The 15,933-nt window shown below is 58.0% G+C and carries 13 protein-coding genes and 1 tRNA gene; 5 read left to right on the forward strand and 9 right to left on the reverse strand.

The genetic code is table 11. The annotated features are described in order from the left end of the window. The first annotated feature begins 47 nt into the window (after positions 1-47). Positions 48-1,190, forward strand: coding sequence for an ROK family transcriptional regulator (locus QP093_RS09990; RefSeq protein WP_350309944.1), 1,143 nt, complete (start codon positions 48-50; stop codon positions 1,188-1,190). 13 nt (positions 1,191-1,203) lie between these two features. Further along, positions 1,204-2,535 (forward strand): alpha-L-fucosidase, encoded by a 1,332-nt coding sequence (locus tag QP093_RS01055; RefSeq protein ID WP_058236646.1) that lies wholly within the window; start codon positions 1,204-1,206, stop codon positions 2,533-2,535. Between the two features lie 83 nt (positions 2,536-2,618). Here QP093_RS01055 and rpsA read toward each other — a convergent pair whose 3' ends face one another. Both rpsA and polA read right to left on the reverse strand, forming a co-directional pair. After that, the gene (rpsA, locus tag QP093_RS01060; protein ID WP_058236645.1) at positions 2,619-4,076 is read right to left on the reverse strand and encodes a 30S ribosomal protein S1; all 1,458 of its coding nucleotides are present in this window, start codon (positions 4,074-4,076) and stop codon (positions 2,619-2,621) included. Between the two features lie 185 nt (positions 4,077-4,261). Then, complete coding sequence (polA, locus tag QP093_RS01065; protein ID WP_285014120.1) at positions 4,262-7,123, reverse strand: DNA polymerase I; 2,862 nt, start codon at positions 7,121-7,123, stop codon at positions 4,262-4,264. A gap of 18 nt (positions 7,124-7,141) precedes the next feature. Here polA and QP093_RS01070 point away from each other — a divergent pair, with 18 nt between their 5' ends. Then, complete coding sequence (locus QP093_RS01070) at positions 7,142-7,624, forward strand: PaaI family thioesterase (RefSeq protein ID WP_227469353.1); 483 nt, start codon at positions 7,142-7,144, stop codon at positions 7,622-7,624. Between the two features lie 154 nt (positions 7,625-7,778). After that, complete coding sequence (locus QP093_RS01075; protein ID WP_058236644.1) at positions 7,779-8,636, forward strand: YsnF/AvaK domain-containing protein; 858 nt, start codon at positions 7,779-7,781, stop codon at positions 8,634-8,636. A gap of 76 nt (positions 8,637-8,712) precedes the next feature. Here QP093_RS01075 and QP093_RS01080 read toward each other — a convergent pair whose 3' ends face one another. Then, complete coding sequence (locus tag QP093_RS01080) at positions 8,713-9,318, reverse strand: ANTAR domain-containing response regulator (RefSeq protein WP_058236643.1); 606 nt, start codon at positions 9,316-9,318, stop codon at positions 8,713-8,715. Between the two features lie 65 nt (positions 9,319-9,383). Here QP093_RS01080 and QP093_RS01085 point away from each other — a divergent pair. Beyond that, positions 9,384-9,457 (forward strand) — tRNA-Leu (locus QP093_RS01085). 497 nt (positions 9,458-9,954) lie between these two features. Here the strand turns inward: QP093_RS01085 and QP093_RS01090 are convergent. From QP093_RS01090 to trpC, 6 genes are all read right to left on the reverse strand, one after another. Further along, positions 9,955-10,179: a hypothetical protein gene (locus QP093_RS01090; protein WP_058236642.1), complete on the reverse strand. Its 225-nt coding sequence runs from the start codon at positions 10,177-10,179 to the stop codon at positions 9,955-9,957. Between the two features lie 280 nt (positions 10,180-10,459). Continuing rightward, complete coding sequence (gene pyk, locus QP093_RS01095) at positions 10,460-11,917, reverse strand: pyruvate kinase (protein WP_092648555.1); 1,458 nt, start codon at positions 11,915-11,917, stop codon at positions 10,460-10,462. Between the two features lie 9 nt (positions 11,918-11,926). Continuing rightward, on the reverse strand, positions 11,927-12,961 hold the full coding sequence (gene lgt / locus QP093_RS01100) for a prolipoprotein diacylglyceryl transferase (protein ID WP_285014121.1): 1,035 nt from the start codon (positions 12,959-12,961) through the stop codon (positions 11,927-11,929). Between the two features lie 18 nt (positions 12,962-12,979). Continuing rightward, positions 12,980-13,783 carry a tryptophan synthase subunit alpha gene (trpA, locus tag QP093_RS01105; protein WP_070726672.1) on the reverse strand — a complete coding sequence of 268 codons (804 nt, stop codon included), beginning with the start codon at positions 13,781-13,783 and terminating at the stop codon, positions 12,980-12,982. Then, positions 13,780-15,057: a tryptophan synthase subunit beta gene (gene trpB / locus QP093_RS01110; RefSeq protein WP_285014122.1), complete on the reverse strand. Its 1,278-nt coding sequence runs from the start codon at positions 15,055-15,057 to the stop codon at positions 13,780-13,782. Before trpB ends, trpA begins: the two co-directional genes overlap by 4 nt. A 12-nt stretch (positions 15,058-15,069) precedes the next feature. Beyond that, entirely contained in the window at positions 15,070-15,924 is an 855-nt protein-coding gene (gene trpC / locus QP093_RS01115) for an indole-3-glycerol phosphate synthase TrpC (protein ID WP_058236637.1), read from the reverse strand. Positions 15,925-15,933 lie beyond the last annotated feature (9 nt).

The raw sequence follows: 15,933 nt of genomic DNA on the forward strand, positions 1-15,933 counted from the left end.
AGTTACCAGTAAGAAATCTAGCTCTCTGGGTGGAGGTGCATAACCAAGTGAATCAGTTAGATGCTGAGAACCAGAGCGCGATTCTCCACCTCCTTTCGAGAGTTGGCCCCCTGAGCAGGAGCGAGATTGCGCCTATGTTAGGCATATCAGCACCTACCGCGACGACGCAGGTACGGAGACTCCTAGATGCAGGGTTCTTGACGGAAATGCATCCAACACCGAGCAACGGAGGCCGACCAAAGAAGCCATTGAAGATAGACGATGCCGCTGCATATACGATTGGAATCGACATCGGAGTTGATGAATCAACACTCGTCTTATCTTCACTATCAGGAAAGATCCTGAAGGAGTCTCGCTGTCACTATTCATCTCTAGACGAGATGCCTAGCACTATTGCAGTAGCCGTCAGTTCTCTTGAATCAGATCTGCCTCCAGGCATCAATTGCCTCGGAGGTGCAGCCTCCGTTTCCGGTACGATAACTCCGAACGCAAAAGATGTCAGCCTGTCGGTGGTCCATCATCGAGCAAACTGGCCTCTCGCACGTTTACTCTCCCTAGCGACTGGTCACTCTTTTGTCCTAGTTAACGACGTACAAAACTTTGCACTATGGAATTTATCCTTTGAACCAACACGACCACAGAGCTTCCTCTTAGTCTCTCTGGACATCGGCGTTGGTGCCGCCATTGTCCACGACAATCGCCTCCTTCACGGGGAAAAAAGTACTTCCACAGAATTCGGACATGTCTCAGTCGACCCGTCAGGGCCCCCATGTTCTTGCGGAAATTCCGGATGTCTTCAAGTTTTCGCCGGAGTCGAATCCTTTATCCAGCTGCTTTCGCATACAACTTCACATCCTCTCGACTCAATGCAGGATGCTCGAGACTTTCTCGATTCTGAACCCCGTGTCGCTCTTGAAAAGGTTGAGAAAGTTGGCTCCCTAATCGGCCGGTCTGTCGGAGCGACCTGTACATTGCTCGGCCTATCGGAAGTTTTGATCGGAGGGAAATTAACTCAAGTTTGGCCCTACCTAGAATCCGGTTTTACTTCCCAGCTCACTTCAAATACTTCTACCCTTCAACAAGTGCCGACCGTGAGACACGTTGACCTCTGTAGTCTAAATCTTGCGCGAGCGGCATCCGATTACGCCCTAGTGCGCCATTTCTCAGAAACCAAATCAGACTCTATCTAGAAGAGGAAATATAGTGATTAATTTCGAACATCGCACCGGCCCGGTTTTCTCTCCTGAGCCAACCTACCCACAACGCGATGTGCCCGACTGGTTCCAGGATGCCAAACTCGGCATTTTCGTTCACTGGGGTCTCTACTCTGTTCCCGCCTGGGCATCGCTGCCTGAAGAAGGCGTACAGCCCGATGACGAATACGCAATGCATTCCTACGCCGAGTGGTATGCCAATACAGTGCGGATTCCGCACAGCCCGGCGCATATTCGCCACAACAAGAAGTACGGAATCGGAACCTCCTACGAGGATTTTGCGCACATGTGGCACGCGGAGAAGTTCGATCCGCGCGCGATGGTGGACCTTTTCGTTGAGGCAGGTGCGCGCTACCTCGTTCCCACAACCAAGCACCACGACGGTTTCTGCCTGTGGAACACGGACACCACGAACTTCTCAGCCGCGCAGCGAGGCCCCCAGCGCGACATCATTCAGGAGTTTCATGACAGTGCGCGCGAGGCGAAACTCAAGTTCGGCGTTTACTTCTCGGGCGCCCATGACTGGCACGTTGCGCATTTCCCGCCGATCGAATCGGACAGAGATCTGTTCGTCTACCGTCGCAATGACCCTGAATTTGCGCGCTACGCGGCCGATCAGCTGCGCGAGCTGATTGACCGCTTCCATCCCGACATTCTCTGGAACGACATCGAATGGCCCGACAGCGGAAAATCGAATGAGGATTACGCTCTGGCCTCGCTTTTCCGCAAATACTTCTCGACTGTTCCCGATGGTGTCGTGAACGATCGTTGGGGTATTCCCTACCATGGCTACCTGACGCGCGAGTACAGCATCATCGACTCAGTGATCCCCGAGCCGTGGGAAGCAACACGTGGTCTGGGGCATTCATTCGGCTACAACACCAATGAAGACGAGAACAACACCCTGTCGGCACCAGCCCTGATTGATCTTCTCGTCGACACTGTCTCCAAGAACGGCAATCTGCTCATCAATGTCGGACCACGCGCCGATGGCACTATCCCGGAGCTCCAGCAAAATTCGCTGCGCGGCCTGGGACAGTGGTTGAAGACGAACGGCGAGGCGATCTACGGCACGCGCGTCTTTATCGATGCTGACAGTAGGAAAGCCTCGCAACGCTACACGCGCAATGATGGTGAGCTCTTCATCTTCGTGGATCCTTCTCAGCGCAGCGACGTTGAGATTCCGTCAGGGTGCCCGAGCGATGCGTCTGTTCGCTGGCTCGGTAATTCGTCACCGGCTGAGCGCAACGGCCTCGCGGTACAGATTCCGGACAGCCTACGTTCAGGTTCCCTCGCGGTGTGCGCAGTGCGCATGAAGTAGGCACCACCGTCGCTGTCATATAGAAAGATCCCGACTCGCTTGGCGAGTCGGGATCTTTCGTGCAGCTTCTTACCGCATCAGCATCAGTTGTTCGTCAGCTTCTCGCGCAGAGCGGCGAGTGCCTCATCCGATGCCAACGTGCCGGAGTTGTCAACCGGCGAGGAGTAGGACGCCTGTTCCTCGACTGACGGAGCAGCCTCTGCGTCTTCTTCCAGTGCCTTGGCAACCTGGGCACGGTGGGCTTCCCAACGGGCGTGCGCTTCGGCGTACTGGGCTTCCCAGGCCTCGCGCTGCTCGTCGTATCCTTCCATCCATTCCTGGGTTTCCGGATCGAAGCCTTCAGGGTACTTGTAGTTGCCGTTTTCGTCGTATTCGGCAGCCATTCCGTACAGTGACGGATCGAAGTCTTCCGATTTCGGGTCGACGCCCTCGTTGGCCTGCTTAAGCGACAGCGAGATGCGGCGACGTTCCAGGTCAATATCAATGACCTTGACGAAGACCTCTTCACCGACCTTGACGACCTGCTCCGGCATCTCAACGTGGCGCTGGGCGAGCTCGGAGATATGGACAAGGCCTTCGATTCCGTCCTCGACGCGCACAAACGCACCGAACGGAACGAGCTTGGTGACCTTACCGGGCACAACCTGGCCGATTGCGTGGGTACGGGCGAATGCCTGCCACGGATCTTCCTGGGTGGCCTTCAGGGACAGGGAGACGCGTTCGCGGTCCATGTCGACGTCGAGGACCTCGACGGTGACTTCCTGGCCGACCTCGACAACCTCTGACGGGTGATCGATGTGCTTCCAGGACAGTTCGGAGACGTGCACCAGGCCGTCCACGCCACCCAGGTCGACGAATGCGCCGAAGTTGACGATCGAGGAGACGGTGCCGTTGCGGACCTGTCCCTTCTGCAGGGTGTTGAGGAAGTTGGTGCGAACCTCGGACTGTGTCTGCTCCAGCCATGCGCGGCGCGACAGGACCACGTTGTTGCGGTTCTTGTCGAGCTCGATGATCTTGGCTTCAAGCTCGCGGCCGATGTAGGGCTGCAGGTCACGCACGCGACGCATCTCAACCAGGGATGCGGGCAGGAAGCCGCGCAGGCCGATGTCGAGGATCAGGCCGCCCTTGACGACCTCGATGACAGTGCCGGTGACAACACCTTCTTCTTCCTTGACCTTTTCGATCTGGCCCCATGCGCGTTCGTACTGTGCGCGCTTCTTCGACAGAAGCAGGCGGCCATCCTTGTCTTCCTTCTGGAGTACCAAAGCTTCGATCTGATCACCCACCGCGACGACGTCATCAGGATCGACGTCATGCTTGATGGATAATTCGCGTGAAAGGATGACTCCTTCGGTCTTGTAGCCGATGTCGAGGAGGACCTCATCGTGGTCAATCTTGACGACTGTTCCCTCGACAATGTCCCCATCGTTGAAGTATTTGATGGTCTTGTCGATGGCGGCGAGCAGGTCTTCTTCAGACCCAATGTCGTTCACTGCAACCTGAGGCGTAGAGATGCTCGGCTGCTCGGTGCTGGTGGTCATGTAGTTATGTACTCCGAAACGGACGATCTAGTAGATGGACAAAATTGAGTGTGTCCGTCAGTCACCGCGAAGGCAACTGACACACACCCGAGAAAGTTTACCAGTTCAGGATCAAAGATCTACCCTCAGCTCCTGAAAAGATGTGTGAGCAGTGACATATTTGACCAATCTCACAACTGGTGCACTTAGTGAGCAGCTTCTTTCCATGAATGGCCGATCCCCACCGCTACATCCAGCGGCACGCGCAGCGCCAGCACCGGGTGTTCGGCGCGCGTATGGTCGGTGGCTTCCTCCTGGCCGGTGGGTTCCACATCGCCATCGTCATCGGATTGCGGGGCGCGAGCAGTCTGCAGGCCATGCGGCAATGGAGGATAGGCCATGTTCTCACGTACCAGCTCTTCCACGTGCACAGCTTCTCCCTCGGCTATTTCAAGAATCAATTCATCGTGAATCTGCAGCAGTATGCGCGAGCGTAGTTTCTCGTCGCGCAAGGCACTGTCGACTCCAACCATCGCGATCTTGATGATGTCGGCTGCCGATCCCTGGATCGGCGCGTTCAGTGCGGCACGCTTGGCTATTTCACGGCGCTGACGATTGTCGGAGATGAGATCGGGCAGGTAGCGGCGACGACCGAACATTGTCTGGGTAAAGCCATCCTTCTGGGCCTGCTCCACGATGCCGTCCAGGTAGTCACGCACGCCGCCGAAACGCTCAAAGTAGCGTTCGCGCAGCTCCGCCGCCTCCGGCACACCGATTCCGAGCTGCGCAGACAGACCGTACGATGACAACCCGTAGGCCAGACCGTAGGACGTGGCCTTGATGCGCGAACGCTGCTCGGATGTCACCTGATCGACAGGCGTGTCGAACACCATCGACGCCATCGTGCGGTGCAGATCCTCACCCGAGTTGAAGGCGTCAATCAGTCCTTCATCGTTGGACAGGTGCGCCATGATGCGCATCTCGATCTGCGAATAGTCCACGCTCATCAGGGACTGCCACCCCTCCCCTGCAACGAACGCGTGCCGGATGCGCATGCCGTCGGGTGTGCGCGCGGGGATATTCTGCAGGTTCGGTTCCGACGAGGCGAGCCGCCCCGTGGCAGTCGCAATCTGAGAAAACGTCGTGTGAATCCTGCCGTCATCAGCAATCGCGCTGTGCAGGGACTGCGTCATCTGGGACAGCTTGATGCGGTCGCGGTGCGTGAGCAAATGCTCCAGGAACGGGTGGCGCGTCTTCGCGAACAGTGTCTCCAGCGCTTCCGCATTCGTCGTGTACCCCGTCTTCGTCTTCTTAGTCCTGGGCATATCGAGTTCATCAAACAGGACCTGTTGGAGCTGCTTGGGGCTCGACAGGTTCACCGTGTGGCCGATTGCGTCATAGGCGCGTTGCGCAGCACCTTCAACAGCTTTCGACAGCTCCTGACGTTGCAGGTCGAGTTCCTCACTGTCAATCGCGATCCCCACGTGTTCCATGCGTTCCAGCATGCGCGCGACAGGCTGTTCCACATCGTCAAGCAATGTTCGTTCATCATCATTCATCGCCCGCCTGAGAGCATCAGCCACATACGGCAGGACGGCTGCGCGCTGCGCCATCTGTCTACGCGCCGCAGCCTGTTTCTCCTCCGATTCACCGTCCAGATCCAGCATCTGCTGACCGGATTCTTCCTCTTCCAGGGCCGTGATGTGCACGCCCAGATACTGCTCAGCCAGATCGTCGATCGCGTAGGAGCGCTGCTCGGGCCGCAGCAGGTAGGCGCCCAATGCAACGTCGAAGGTCACCGGCAGGGTCTCCACGTCCCAGGCGCGCATCATATGCACCAGTGTTTTGAGGTCATGGGCAATCAGGGGTCGTGTCAGGTGCGCCAGCCATTGCGTGCACTGAGCCGTCTGCTCGGTGGTGACCTCTCGAGCATCAATGAGGAGTACCTTCATGCCGCTCGCGATCGCAAGATGTTCCAGGTCAGGCAGGGGCGGGTTCGCGACGCCTTCGCACCAGATTCCCACTGACGTCTCTGCCTCAAAGGTTGCAAGGACCTGCTGGACATTCGTGTTCGCATCGGCTCGGATAATTTCCACGTCATCAAGGATGAGTGATTCTTCCGCGCCACCCTCGTCGGCCGCGCTGCCCCCGGAATTGACGAGGGCGTCCGGAGCAGAGGGGTTGAGTGCGATCGATGCGACCGAGACGATCTCGCGGCGCGTGCCGGGTCCGAATTCAAGGCTGTCGCACAGACTCATCGCCTCTGAATGTTCGGTGGGACGACGGTAAAGGTCATCGAGGGTGATTCCCAGATCAACGTCAGTGAGCAGGCGGTTCAGCGAGCGGTTGCGGCGCACGTCATCGATATGGGCGCGCAGATCTGTTCCGCGTTTGCCACCGATCTCATCTGCGCGAGCCAGGACATTTTCCAGTCCGTCGAATCTGTTAATCCACGTGGCAGCGGTCTTGGGGCCGACGCCAGGCACTCCTGGCAGATTGTCGGCGGTCTCCCCCACCAGCGCGGCAAGCTCCGGGTAACGCTGAGGCGGCACGCCGTACTTCTCCTCAATGGCTTCCGGTGTCATGCGACGCAGGTCCGACATCGACTGACCGGGGTACAGAATCGTGACGTGTTCGTTCGCCATCTGGAAGGCGTCGCGGTCACCTGATGCCACGACAACATCCAGCCCCTGTTGAGACGCAGTATGTGCAAGGGTGGCCAGAATGTCGTCAGCCTCTATATTCTCCTTGCGCAGACGGCAGATACCCATGGCTTCCAGGAACGCGTCGATCAGATCAACCTGTCCGTGGAATTCAGGAGGAGTCTCATCGCGCGTGCCTTTGTACTCCGGGTACTTATCCGTGCGGAACGAATGACGCGAGACGTCGAAGGCAACAGCGACACGTGTCGGATTCTCATCCTTGAGGATCTTCGTGAGCATGCGGATAAATCCGAACACAGCACTGGTGTCCTGACCGGTCGAGGTCTGGAAATTACCCGAACGCATCGCGTAAAACGCGCGGTAGGCCATCGAATGTCCATCAATAATCAGCAGTTTTCCGTCCACACATGACACCCTAGAGGTATGAGCGAGACGAATCACGCCAATGACACACATTCACATCAATCTGATGACCATCAGGAATCTCACAGTGACTATGGGCCGACGATGGTGGGTCAGCATTGGCCAGGGACGCTGATGGACGCGATGGGCATGGAAGTGACACAGTATGGCCCTGACTGCACGTCGATCACAATGCCGCTTGAGGGCAATACGCAGCGAATTGGAATTCTGCATGGCGGCGCATCGGCGGCTCTGGCTGAGACAGCCGGATCGCTTGCGGCGGGAGCACACGCCTACAGTGTGGGCGGCCCGGATGCCTACGTGGTGGGCGTGGAACTGTCCATCTCGCATCTTCGAGCAGGCACCAAGGGGCCGATTACGGCGACGACCCGTGCGGCCCATCTGGGTGGCTCATCAACGGTTCATCTGGTCTCGATCACCGATGGAGATGAACGCCTCATTGGAACCGCACGTATTTCCAATCGTGTGCTGAAGCGACGCTGATCTCGGTCTTGAGCGAGACTGACAAGGGCGACGAAAATACGCGGTCTACACCTCTTGAGTTCACTGAGACGAATGCCACAGACACTGTTAATCTCATTTTTGGGATAGGGACTTACGTCACACCTACCTAAACTCCAATTGAGAGGACATTGTCATGACCACACACTCAATCGAAGAACTTGCCAACGCAATAGCTTTCGACTCCAACGGCGACAAGCTGGGCGACGTGAAGCAGGTATTTACCAACGATGCGACGGGTGAGCCCGATTTCATCGAAGTTGCTCACGGCCTCTTTGGCATGGGCTCCAGCCTTGTCCCACTGCGTGGATACCGCCTCGACGAGGAAGGCCTGCACCTCGCGTTTGAAAAGGATCGCATCAAGGATGCGCCTGACCTCGCTGATGAAGGTCACCTGACTCCTGAGGATCAGGACACACTGTACCGCCACTACGGTGTCGGTTCTCTGGCCGATGGTGCAGCACCGATCGAGGACCAAGCTCCGCGCACTGCACCGGAATCAGACGTTCCTGCCGCCGCCCCCGTTGCGCCTGTGGCCGACGAGGAAGTTCACGAGGAGGATCGCGCCGCTGAGGCGCGTCACCTGGCTGACCAGGAGCCGATCCACGACGAAGCAGACCAAGGCGAAATCATTCGTTCCGAAGAACAGCTCAACGTTGCCAAGGAACGCGTCGCGACTGGTGAAGCTCAGCTCCGCAAGACGGTCGTCACCGAAACCGAGACTGTCGAGGTTCCCGTCGAGCGCGAGGAAGTACGTGTGGTTCGCACCCCCATCAGTGAGGAAGAGGCAAAGAACCTGGATGGCCAGGACATCTCCGAGGGTGCTGCTTCCGTGACCCTGCATGAGGACCGTGTCGTTGTCTCCAAGGAGAGCGTGCCTGTTGAGCGCGTGTCACTCGAGACGCAAACCGTTCAGGACACGCAGACCGTGTCTGAAGACCTCAAGAAGGAGCGCATTGAAAGCAACGTCGACGGCGAAGAGCGTCTCGACTGATTGAGCGCGACTCTCACTCAACAATGCGGGTCTTGCAACTTCGTGCAAGACCCGCATACACATATCTCAAGCAGTCTCAGTCATCCACCTGATCGATCACTGCGTCTGCGACCTCACGCATGGACAGGCGACGATCCATGGACGTCTTCTGGATCCATCGGAACGCCTCAGGCTCAGTCATGTCCATCTTTTCCATCAGGAGTCCCTTGGCGCGGTCAACGCGCTTGCGCGTCTCGAAACGCTCCGACATGTCGGAGATTTCTTCTTCCAGTGACTCGATTTCACGGTGACGGGACAGGGCGATTTCAACTGCGGGAATCAGGTCGGCAGGGCTGAAAGGCTTCACAACGTACGCCATAGCTCCTGCGTCGCGCGCACGTTCGACCAGTTCTTTTTGTGAAAAGGCAGTCAGCATGACAACAGCGCAGGAGAGCTCTCGCAGAATCTTCTCTGCAGCTGTGATGCCATCCATTTTGGGCATCTTGACATCCATCACACACAGATCAGGAGTGTCATCCTCGTTGTCGGGCTCCAGTGCCAGCCGAACAGCCTCTTCTCCGTCACTTGCCTCTGCGACGACGTCGAAACCTGCTGCGGTCAGCGTCTCGACAATATCAAGGCGGATCAGGGATTCGTCTTCAGCTACTAACACTTTTCGCGGCTTGTTTTCGTCTGTGCTCATCTGAAATTCCTTCAATTGGTGTCTGATCAATAAATATCTTATCCTTGATGAGCACGTTCGCGTGTGCCCTGGTAGCCCAATTGGCAGAGGCGGTCGGCTCAAACCCGGCTTGTTGTGGGTTCGAATCCCACCCGGGGTACAGAAGTATTCGGCATTATTCGGCTGAAAACTCCCTCGACGAGGGCGTTTAGGGTGCGTTTATCACACCAGTTGGAATCACCCTTCTGAGCTGTGTTTCACTGCAGTATCCGCTCGTAATGGGATGGAAAAAGTCCTGCAGCAGGCTACGACAATGTGAATGTCTTTTCACCCCCGAAGCAAGAAAGATCTCACTCGATACGGCCGAGAAGCAGGGCAGCGCCGTGGACCAATGGAACACAACCGCTGCGCCTGGTCACATTCCCAGCAAACTGACAGGTGGAATGAAGTATCTCCCAAGAATCGTTTCTTATGCTCAAGCTATCCGAGCCGGACAGAACATGAAGCACGACACGTGCTGGTGCGACTGGCCGTTACGCTCGGGGATCTGAAGGAAGGGGCTCTGTTTTCGAAGGACTCGCACTGTGTTGATGGGATAGTGTTGGGGGTCGGCCACATGTGGCCGACCCCCAACACTGCGTCTGTGGTAGCTTTCCCTTATGCAGCTTCAATGAGTTCAAGACCCAGAAAGTCTGCTGCAGCGATGCGGCTGGCAGGCACACGCAGAGCCTCGATGGCGCGACGTACGTCGCCGTTCGTGAAATCAGCAAACCACGGGCGTACCGCATTGGAAAGTTGATCAAGCAGAACGTTGTTTGCCTGCCGATCCGAATTCCGGTCATGGACTGACACGGTCTTTGCATTGCGATCTTCAATTGTCATATTTCTATCCTCTTCTTCTTCCTCACGCCATAACGGGGTATGTACTCTTTGCGCACAGGCCGCCCCGTCAGGCATTCAGTTCTCAATCACACTCGCCCACCCCTCATCAGGTGGAAAGTGTGAAGTCATATCAGCGCAACTCTCAACACCAGGTTGACAGTTTGCATCCACGTCAACGATAACACATCATCGGGTCGCGTGAGAATAAGCCTCGGCGGCCGTTAGAGAAAACGTCCTCCCCGCAGCATCGCCGTTGATGCTGACGGCTCGACGCGATCATCTACTGTCTGCCCAGCATTCCGACTCGGCCACCAATGGAGTAATCAATATCGTCACCCACTGAGTGAACACGAATCAGGTTCGACGAGCCCGACACGCCCGGCGGCATACCGGCCACGATGACCAGCTGGTCACCCTGCTTACACAGCCCGGCTGTCTGTGAGATTTGATCGACCTGCCAGACCATGTCATCGGTGTGCATCACCGAGGGCACACGGTAGGTCTGCACTCCCCACGTCAGTGCCAACTGCCTGCGTGTCTCTTCGAGCGGCGTGAAAGCCAGCATTGGGATAGGGCTACGCAGACGCGCCATATAGCGCGCCGTCATTCCTGCCTGCGTGAAGGTCACCAGGAACTTCGTATCGAGCTTCTCTCCCACTGACACGGCGGCCTGGGAGATCACGGCCGAGCGGTCTGCGATGAAACCACCCAACGGCGCGATGCGCTCACCACCGTTTTCTTCGATGTTCTCCACAATGCGTGCCATCGTGCGTACAGCCTCGATCGGATACTGACCAATCGACGTTTCACCCGACAGCATGACGGCATCAGCACCGTCAAGGATCGCGTTCGCACAGTCCGATGCCTCAGCCCTGGTCGGACGCGGGTTCTTGATCATCGACTCCAGTACCTGGGTCGCAACGATAACCGGTTTGGCTGCCCGGCGTGCCAACTCAATGGCGCGTTTTTGAACCAGCGGCACAGCTTCAAGCGGCATCTCCACACCCAGGTCACCGCGCGCCACCATGATGCCATCGAAGGCGTCGACGACCTCCTCGAGCACCTCAACGGCCTGCGGCTTTTCAATCTTCGCGATGACAGGGCGCCTGCGGCCTTCCTCGTCCATGATCGCGTGCACTTCGTCAATGTCGCGGGCGTTGCGCACAAAGGACAATGCAATAAAGTCCGCACCGATCCTCAGTGCCCACCGCAGGTCATCGCGGTCCTTTTCCGACAGCGCCGGCACTGACACCGCAACACCCGGAAGGTTCAGGCCCTTGTGATCGGACACAAATCCGGGGACCTCTACCTTGGTGGTTACGTCGGTGTCCGTTACTTCCATGACACGCACGGCGACGTTTCCATCGTCGATCAGGAGACGGTCACCAGGACGACAATCCCCCGGCAGGCCTTTGAACGTCGTGCCGACGCGTTCCTTGGTGCCCTCGACATCTTCAGTCGTGATCGTGAAGGTGTCTCCCATCTCAAGGAACTGCGGGCCGTCCTTGAATGTCTGCAGACGAATCTTCGGGCCCTGGAGGTCCGCAAGAACAGCTACGGCCCGGCCCGACGTCATCGCTGCACGACGCACACGCTCAATGACACGTTCGTGTCCTTCGTGAGTTCCGTGTGAGCAGTTGATACGGGCCACATCCATGCCCGCGTCCACGAGTGCCTGTACTTGTTCGGCAGATTCAGTGGCTGGGCCTAACGTACACACGATTTTTGCTCGACGCATACTCTTACTCTACAGTGCCGATCTCGATTCAGGGGAACCCTCACCGGCTTCGGCGCTATCAAAGACGTTTTTCGCGCCCTGCACGCTGCCCGATTCGTCCGCGAGTTTCGATACATCCTCTTCATCTAAAGATTCGTCGGCCTCATTATCTGCGCCATCCGACTTGTCGAGGCCCAGGTGTGCCCGCAGGCGCTCATGCTCGTCTTCGCTGACAGTCGTTGACCTGCCGAGGCGTCCTGCCACGCAGAAAACGGCCAGGCCCGCGAGGAAGACCGCGATCGATGTCCACACGTTCAGACGCAGCCCCAGAATGTGCTGCGCTTCGTCAACGCGGAGCATCTCGATCCACACACGCCCGAGCGTGTATCCCATCAGATACAGCCCGAAGACCTGACCTGAAGCGAACCGTGCGCGTCGATCCACCCACACGATCAGTGCGGCAATAACCAAATTCCACAGGCATTCATAGAGAAATGTCGGGTGAAAGAGCGTGCCGGCGGCATACTGGGCAGGCATGTGAGCCGCGTCGACCTGCAGCCCCCACGGTAGTGTCGTCGGCGCGCCGAACAGTTCCTGGTTAAACCAATTCCCCCACCGGCCTATTGCCTGTGCCACCAGGAGGGCCGGTGCAATGGAGTCTGCCAGAGGTCCCATTCGTTGGCCGGCGCGTCGCAGCGCAATGTAGGCACCAACAGCGCCCAGAGCGACGCCGCCCCAGATTCCAAGACCGCCATTCCAGATTTTGAACGCGTCAATGGGATTGCCGTTGGGGCCGAAGTAAGCATCAGGTGAGGACACCACGTGGTAGATTCGCGCTCCGATGATTCCCAGCGGGATCGCCCACAACGCAATTTCGTACATGAAGTCGGCCACGCCACCGCGCCGCTCGTACCGCCGGCCGGTGATCCACACTGCAGCGACCATCCCCACCATAATGAGGATGCCGTACATATGGATGGTCAGTGGACCAATGTTCCACGCTCCCTGCGGCGGAGACGGTATCGCTGAGCCAATCAGTGAGCTTGCCACAGTCAGATCGTTCATCGTCACCGCGCCTTCCGGTTAGACAGTTCGTGAGTTCTTAACGCCATCACTGAGTTCACGGGCCAAAGTTCCGAGCGCTTCGAAAGCCTGTTCCCTGTCCTCGTCAAAAAGTGTGCGCACAAGTGCAGAACCCACAATAACGCCATCGGCGTAGGAGCCTATTTCATGTGCCTGCGTGCCGCTGGAAACGCCCAGACCCACGCACACGCGCTTTGCACCGGCTTCACGCGTGCGTGCGACCAGTTCGCGCGCGTGAGTGCCGACCGAGGATCGTGCCCCTGTCACGCCCATCGTTGACGCGGCGTACACCCATCCGCGTGCGTGGGAACTGATCAGTTCCAAACGCGTGCGAGTTGACGACGGTGCCACCAGGTAGATGCATTCCAGGTCATTTTCGCGAGCGGCATTTTCCCATTGCTCGCCTTCTTCGGGCGGCAGGTCCGGCGTGATCAGGCCTGATCCGCCGGCCTGGGCAAAGTCGCGGGCAAAATGGTCCACGCCGTACCATTCGACCGGGTTCCAGTACGTCATGCACACGGTGGTCAGACCATAGTCCACAACTTCCCTGGTCGCTTCCAGCAGGTCCTCCAGGTGTGTTCCATGTTCGAGGGCGGCCACGGTTGCGCGCTGGATCGTGGGGCCATCCATCCCAGGGTCGGAATACGGGAAACCAAATTCAAGGACATCAACGCCGTTATCTGCCAGAACTTTCGCTGCACGCACCGAGTCTTCCACAGTGGGGAAACCGACGGGCAAATATCCGATCAGGGCGGCGTGCCCGGCATTATTGGCGCGATCAATCGCATCTGCGCTGTGCATCATTTGTCGGCCTCCCTGCTCGGATCAATGTTCTGGTATGTGGGTTCACCCAGGCCGAACCACTTCGAAGCGGTTGTCACGTCCTTATCGCCGCGCCCAGACAGGCACACCACGATAATGGGTTCCTTGCCTTTTTCAATCGGTCCTGCTTCGAGTCGCTCGTGGGCCCACTGAATTGCCCCTGCAAGTGCGTGTGCCGATTCAATGGCGGGAATGATACCTTCGGTGCGACACAGGCGCACGAATGCGTCCATGGCGTGCGTGTCGTCAATCGCAATGTAGCGTGCTCGTCCGGAACGGGCCAGCCATGCATGTTCGGGTCCCACACCCGGGTAGTCCAGGCCCGCAGAAATCGAATGGGAGGCCTTGGTCTGCCCGTCGCGTTCCTGCAGCACGAATGTGCGCGCACCGTGCAGAACACCGACTTCGTTCGCTGAAATCGATGCAGCGTGGCGACCGGTCTCGATGCCGTCGCCTCCGGCTTCACATCCGATCAGCTCGACGTCCTCATCATCGATAAAAGCAGTGAAGGATCCAATCGCATTTGAACCACCGCCCACGCACGCGGTCACGGCATCCGGCAGGCGCCCCTCGCGCTCCAGGATCTGCTCGCGGGCTTCGTCACCAATGACGCGTTGGAGGTCACGGACGAGGCCGGGGAACGGGTGCGGACCTGCAGCAGTGCCGAAAATGTAGTTCGTGGTCTCCACATTCGTCACCCAGTCACGGAACGCTTCGTTAATGGCGTCCTTGAGCGTTTGAGACCCCTGAGTCACACCAATGACTTCCGCGCCGAGCATCTGCATGCGGGCTACGTTGAGTGCCTGACGTTCGGTGTCTTCCGCGCCCATATAGATCGTGCAGTCCAGGCCTAGCAGCGCCGCGGCCGTTGCGGTGGCAACGCCGTGCTGTCCGGCTCCGGTCTCAGCGATGATACGGGTCTTGCCCAGTTCCTGTGTGAGCAACGCCTGTCCCAGCACGTTGTTGATCTTGTGGGATCCGGTATGGTTAAGGTCCTCGCGCTTGAGGAAGACTCGGATTCCCCCCAGATCGGCAGCAAAGCGCGATGCTTCTGTCAACAATGAGGGGCGTCCGGCATAGTTGACGAACAGGTCATGGAGTCGTTTCTGGAAACCGTCATCATGCCACAGACGCTGCCACGTTTCATCAAGTTCTTCCAGTGCAGCCATCAGCGATTCGGCCACGAAACGACCACCGAAGGCTCCAAAATACGGGCCTCTCAGGTCGTCCGAGCGCGGCGATGCGGTACTCGACATGCCGACTCCTCCTTACTCGTCAGAAGATTCATTGCGTGCCATGCGCACGCGAGCTTTTCTATCGGTGAGCAGTGCCGGATGTTGGCCGGCGCTGACGATATCGCTGACGGCGGTCGCTGGATCACCGGACGTTACCAGTGCTTCTCCGACCAGCACAGCATCAGCGCCCCAGTTGGCGTACTGGATGACGTCGTGGCGATCGCGCACACCGGATTCGGCTACAGCGATCACGTCGGGCGGGATAACATCGATCACCTGCTCGACAACAGTTGGATCGACATCCAGGGTGGTCAGGTCGCGTGCGTTCACGCCAATCACGCGCGCTCCGGCATCGAGCGCCCGCAGCACTTCCAGACGCGAATGCGCCTCGACCAGCGCCGTCATTCCCAGTGATTCCGTTCGTTCCAGCAACGACACCAACGCCGGCTGTTCAAGTGCGGCAACAATCAGCAGCACAATGTCAGCGCCGTGAGCGCGCGCTTCATGGACCTGATACGGGGTGACAATGAAATCCTTGCGCAGCACAGGAATATCGACTGCTGCGCGCACTGAGTCAAGATCGGACAGTGACCCCGAGAAGCGACGCTGTTCAGTAAGCACCGAGATTGCAGCCGCACCGTTCGCCTCGTAGATGTGGGCCAGTGCTGCCGGATCGTCGATATGCGCCAGCGCGCCCTTCGAGGGCGAGGACCGCTTGACCTCTGCGATCAGCGAGACGGCACCACTGCTGCGCAGTGCTGATACCGCGTTTTTCGCGTCGGCGCAGCGTTGCGCACGCTTCTTGATGTCATCCATCGGCACGCGTGCTTCCCGCTCACGCAGATCTTCCAGCACTCCCGCGATGATCCCATCGAGGACTGTTGCCATCGCTCCTCC

It is taken from the genome of Pauljensenia sp. UMB10120, assembly GCF_030212035.1.
GTDB classification, from domain to species: Bacteria; Actinomycetota; Actinomycetes; order Actinomycetales; family Actinomycetaceae; genus Pauljensenia; species Pauljensenia radingae_A.

What these genes read in the sequence shown, in the direction of transcription:
- QP093_RS01075 (WP_058236644.1), top strand. Translation starts at nt 7,779, where the DNA reads ATGACCACACACTCAATCGAAGAACTTGCCAACGCAATAGCTTTCGAC.
- pyk (WP_092648555.1), bottom strand. Translation starts at nt 11,917, where the DNA reads ATGCGTCGAGCAAAAATCGTGTGTACGTTAGGCCCAGCCACTGAATCT.
- lgt (WP_285014121.1), bottom strand. Translation starts at nt 12,961, where the DNA reads ATGAACGATCTGACTGTGGCAAGCTCACTGATTGGCTCAGCGATACCG.
- QP093_RS01070 (WP_227469353.1), top strand. Translation starts at nt 7,142, where the DNA reads ATGAGCGAGACGAATCACGCCAATGACACACATTCACATCAATCTGAT.
- QP093_RS01080 (WP_058236643.1), bottom strand. Translation starts at nt 9,318, where the DNA reads ATGAGCACAGACGAAAACAAGCCGCGAAAAGTGTTAGTAGCTGAAGAC.
- trpC (WP_058236637.1), bottom strand. Translation starts at nt 15,924, where the DNA reads ATGGCAACAGTCCTCGATGGGATCATCGCGGGAGTGCTGGAAGATCTG.
- trpA (WP_070726672.1), bottom strand. Translation starts at nt 13,783, where the DNA reads ATGATGCACAGCGCAGATGCGATTGATCGCGCCAATAATGCCGGGCAC.
- trpB (WP_285014122.1), bottom strand. Translation starts at nt 15,057, where the DNA reads ATGTCGAGTACCGCATCGCCGCGCTCGGACGACCTGAGAGGCCCGTAT.
- QP093_RS01090 (WP_058236642.1), bottom strand. Translation starts at nt 10,179, where the DNA reads ATGACAATTGAAGATCGCAATGCAAAGACCGTGTCAGTCCATGACCGG.
- rpsA (WP_058236645.1), bottom strand. Translation starts at nt 4,076, where the DNA reads ATGACCACCAGCACCGAGCAGCCGAGCATCTCTACGCCTCAGGTTGCA.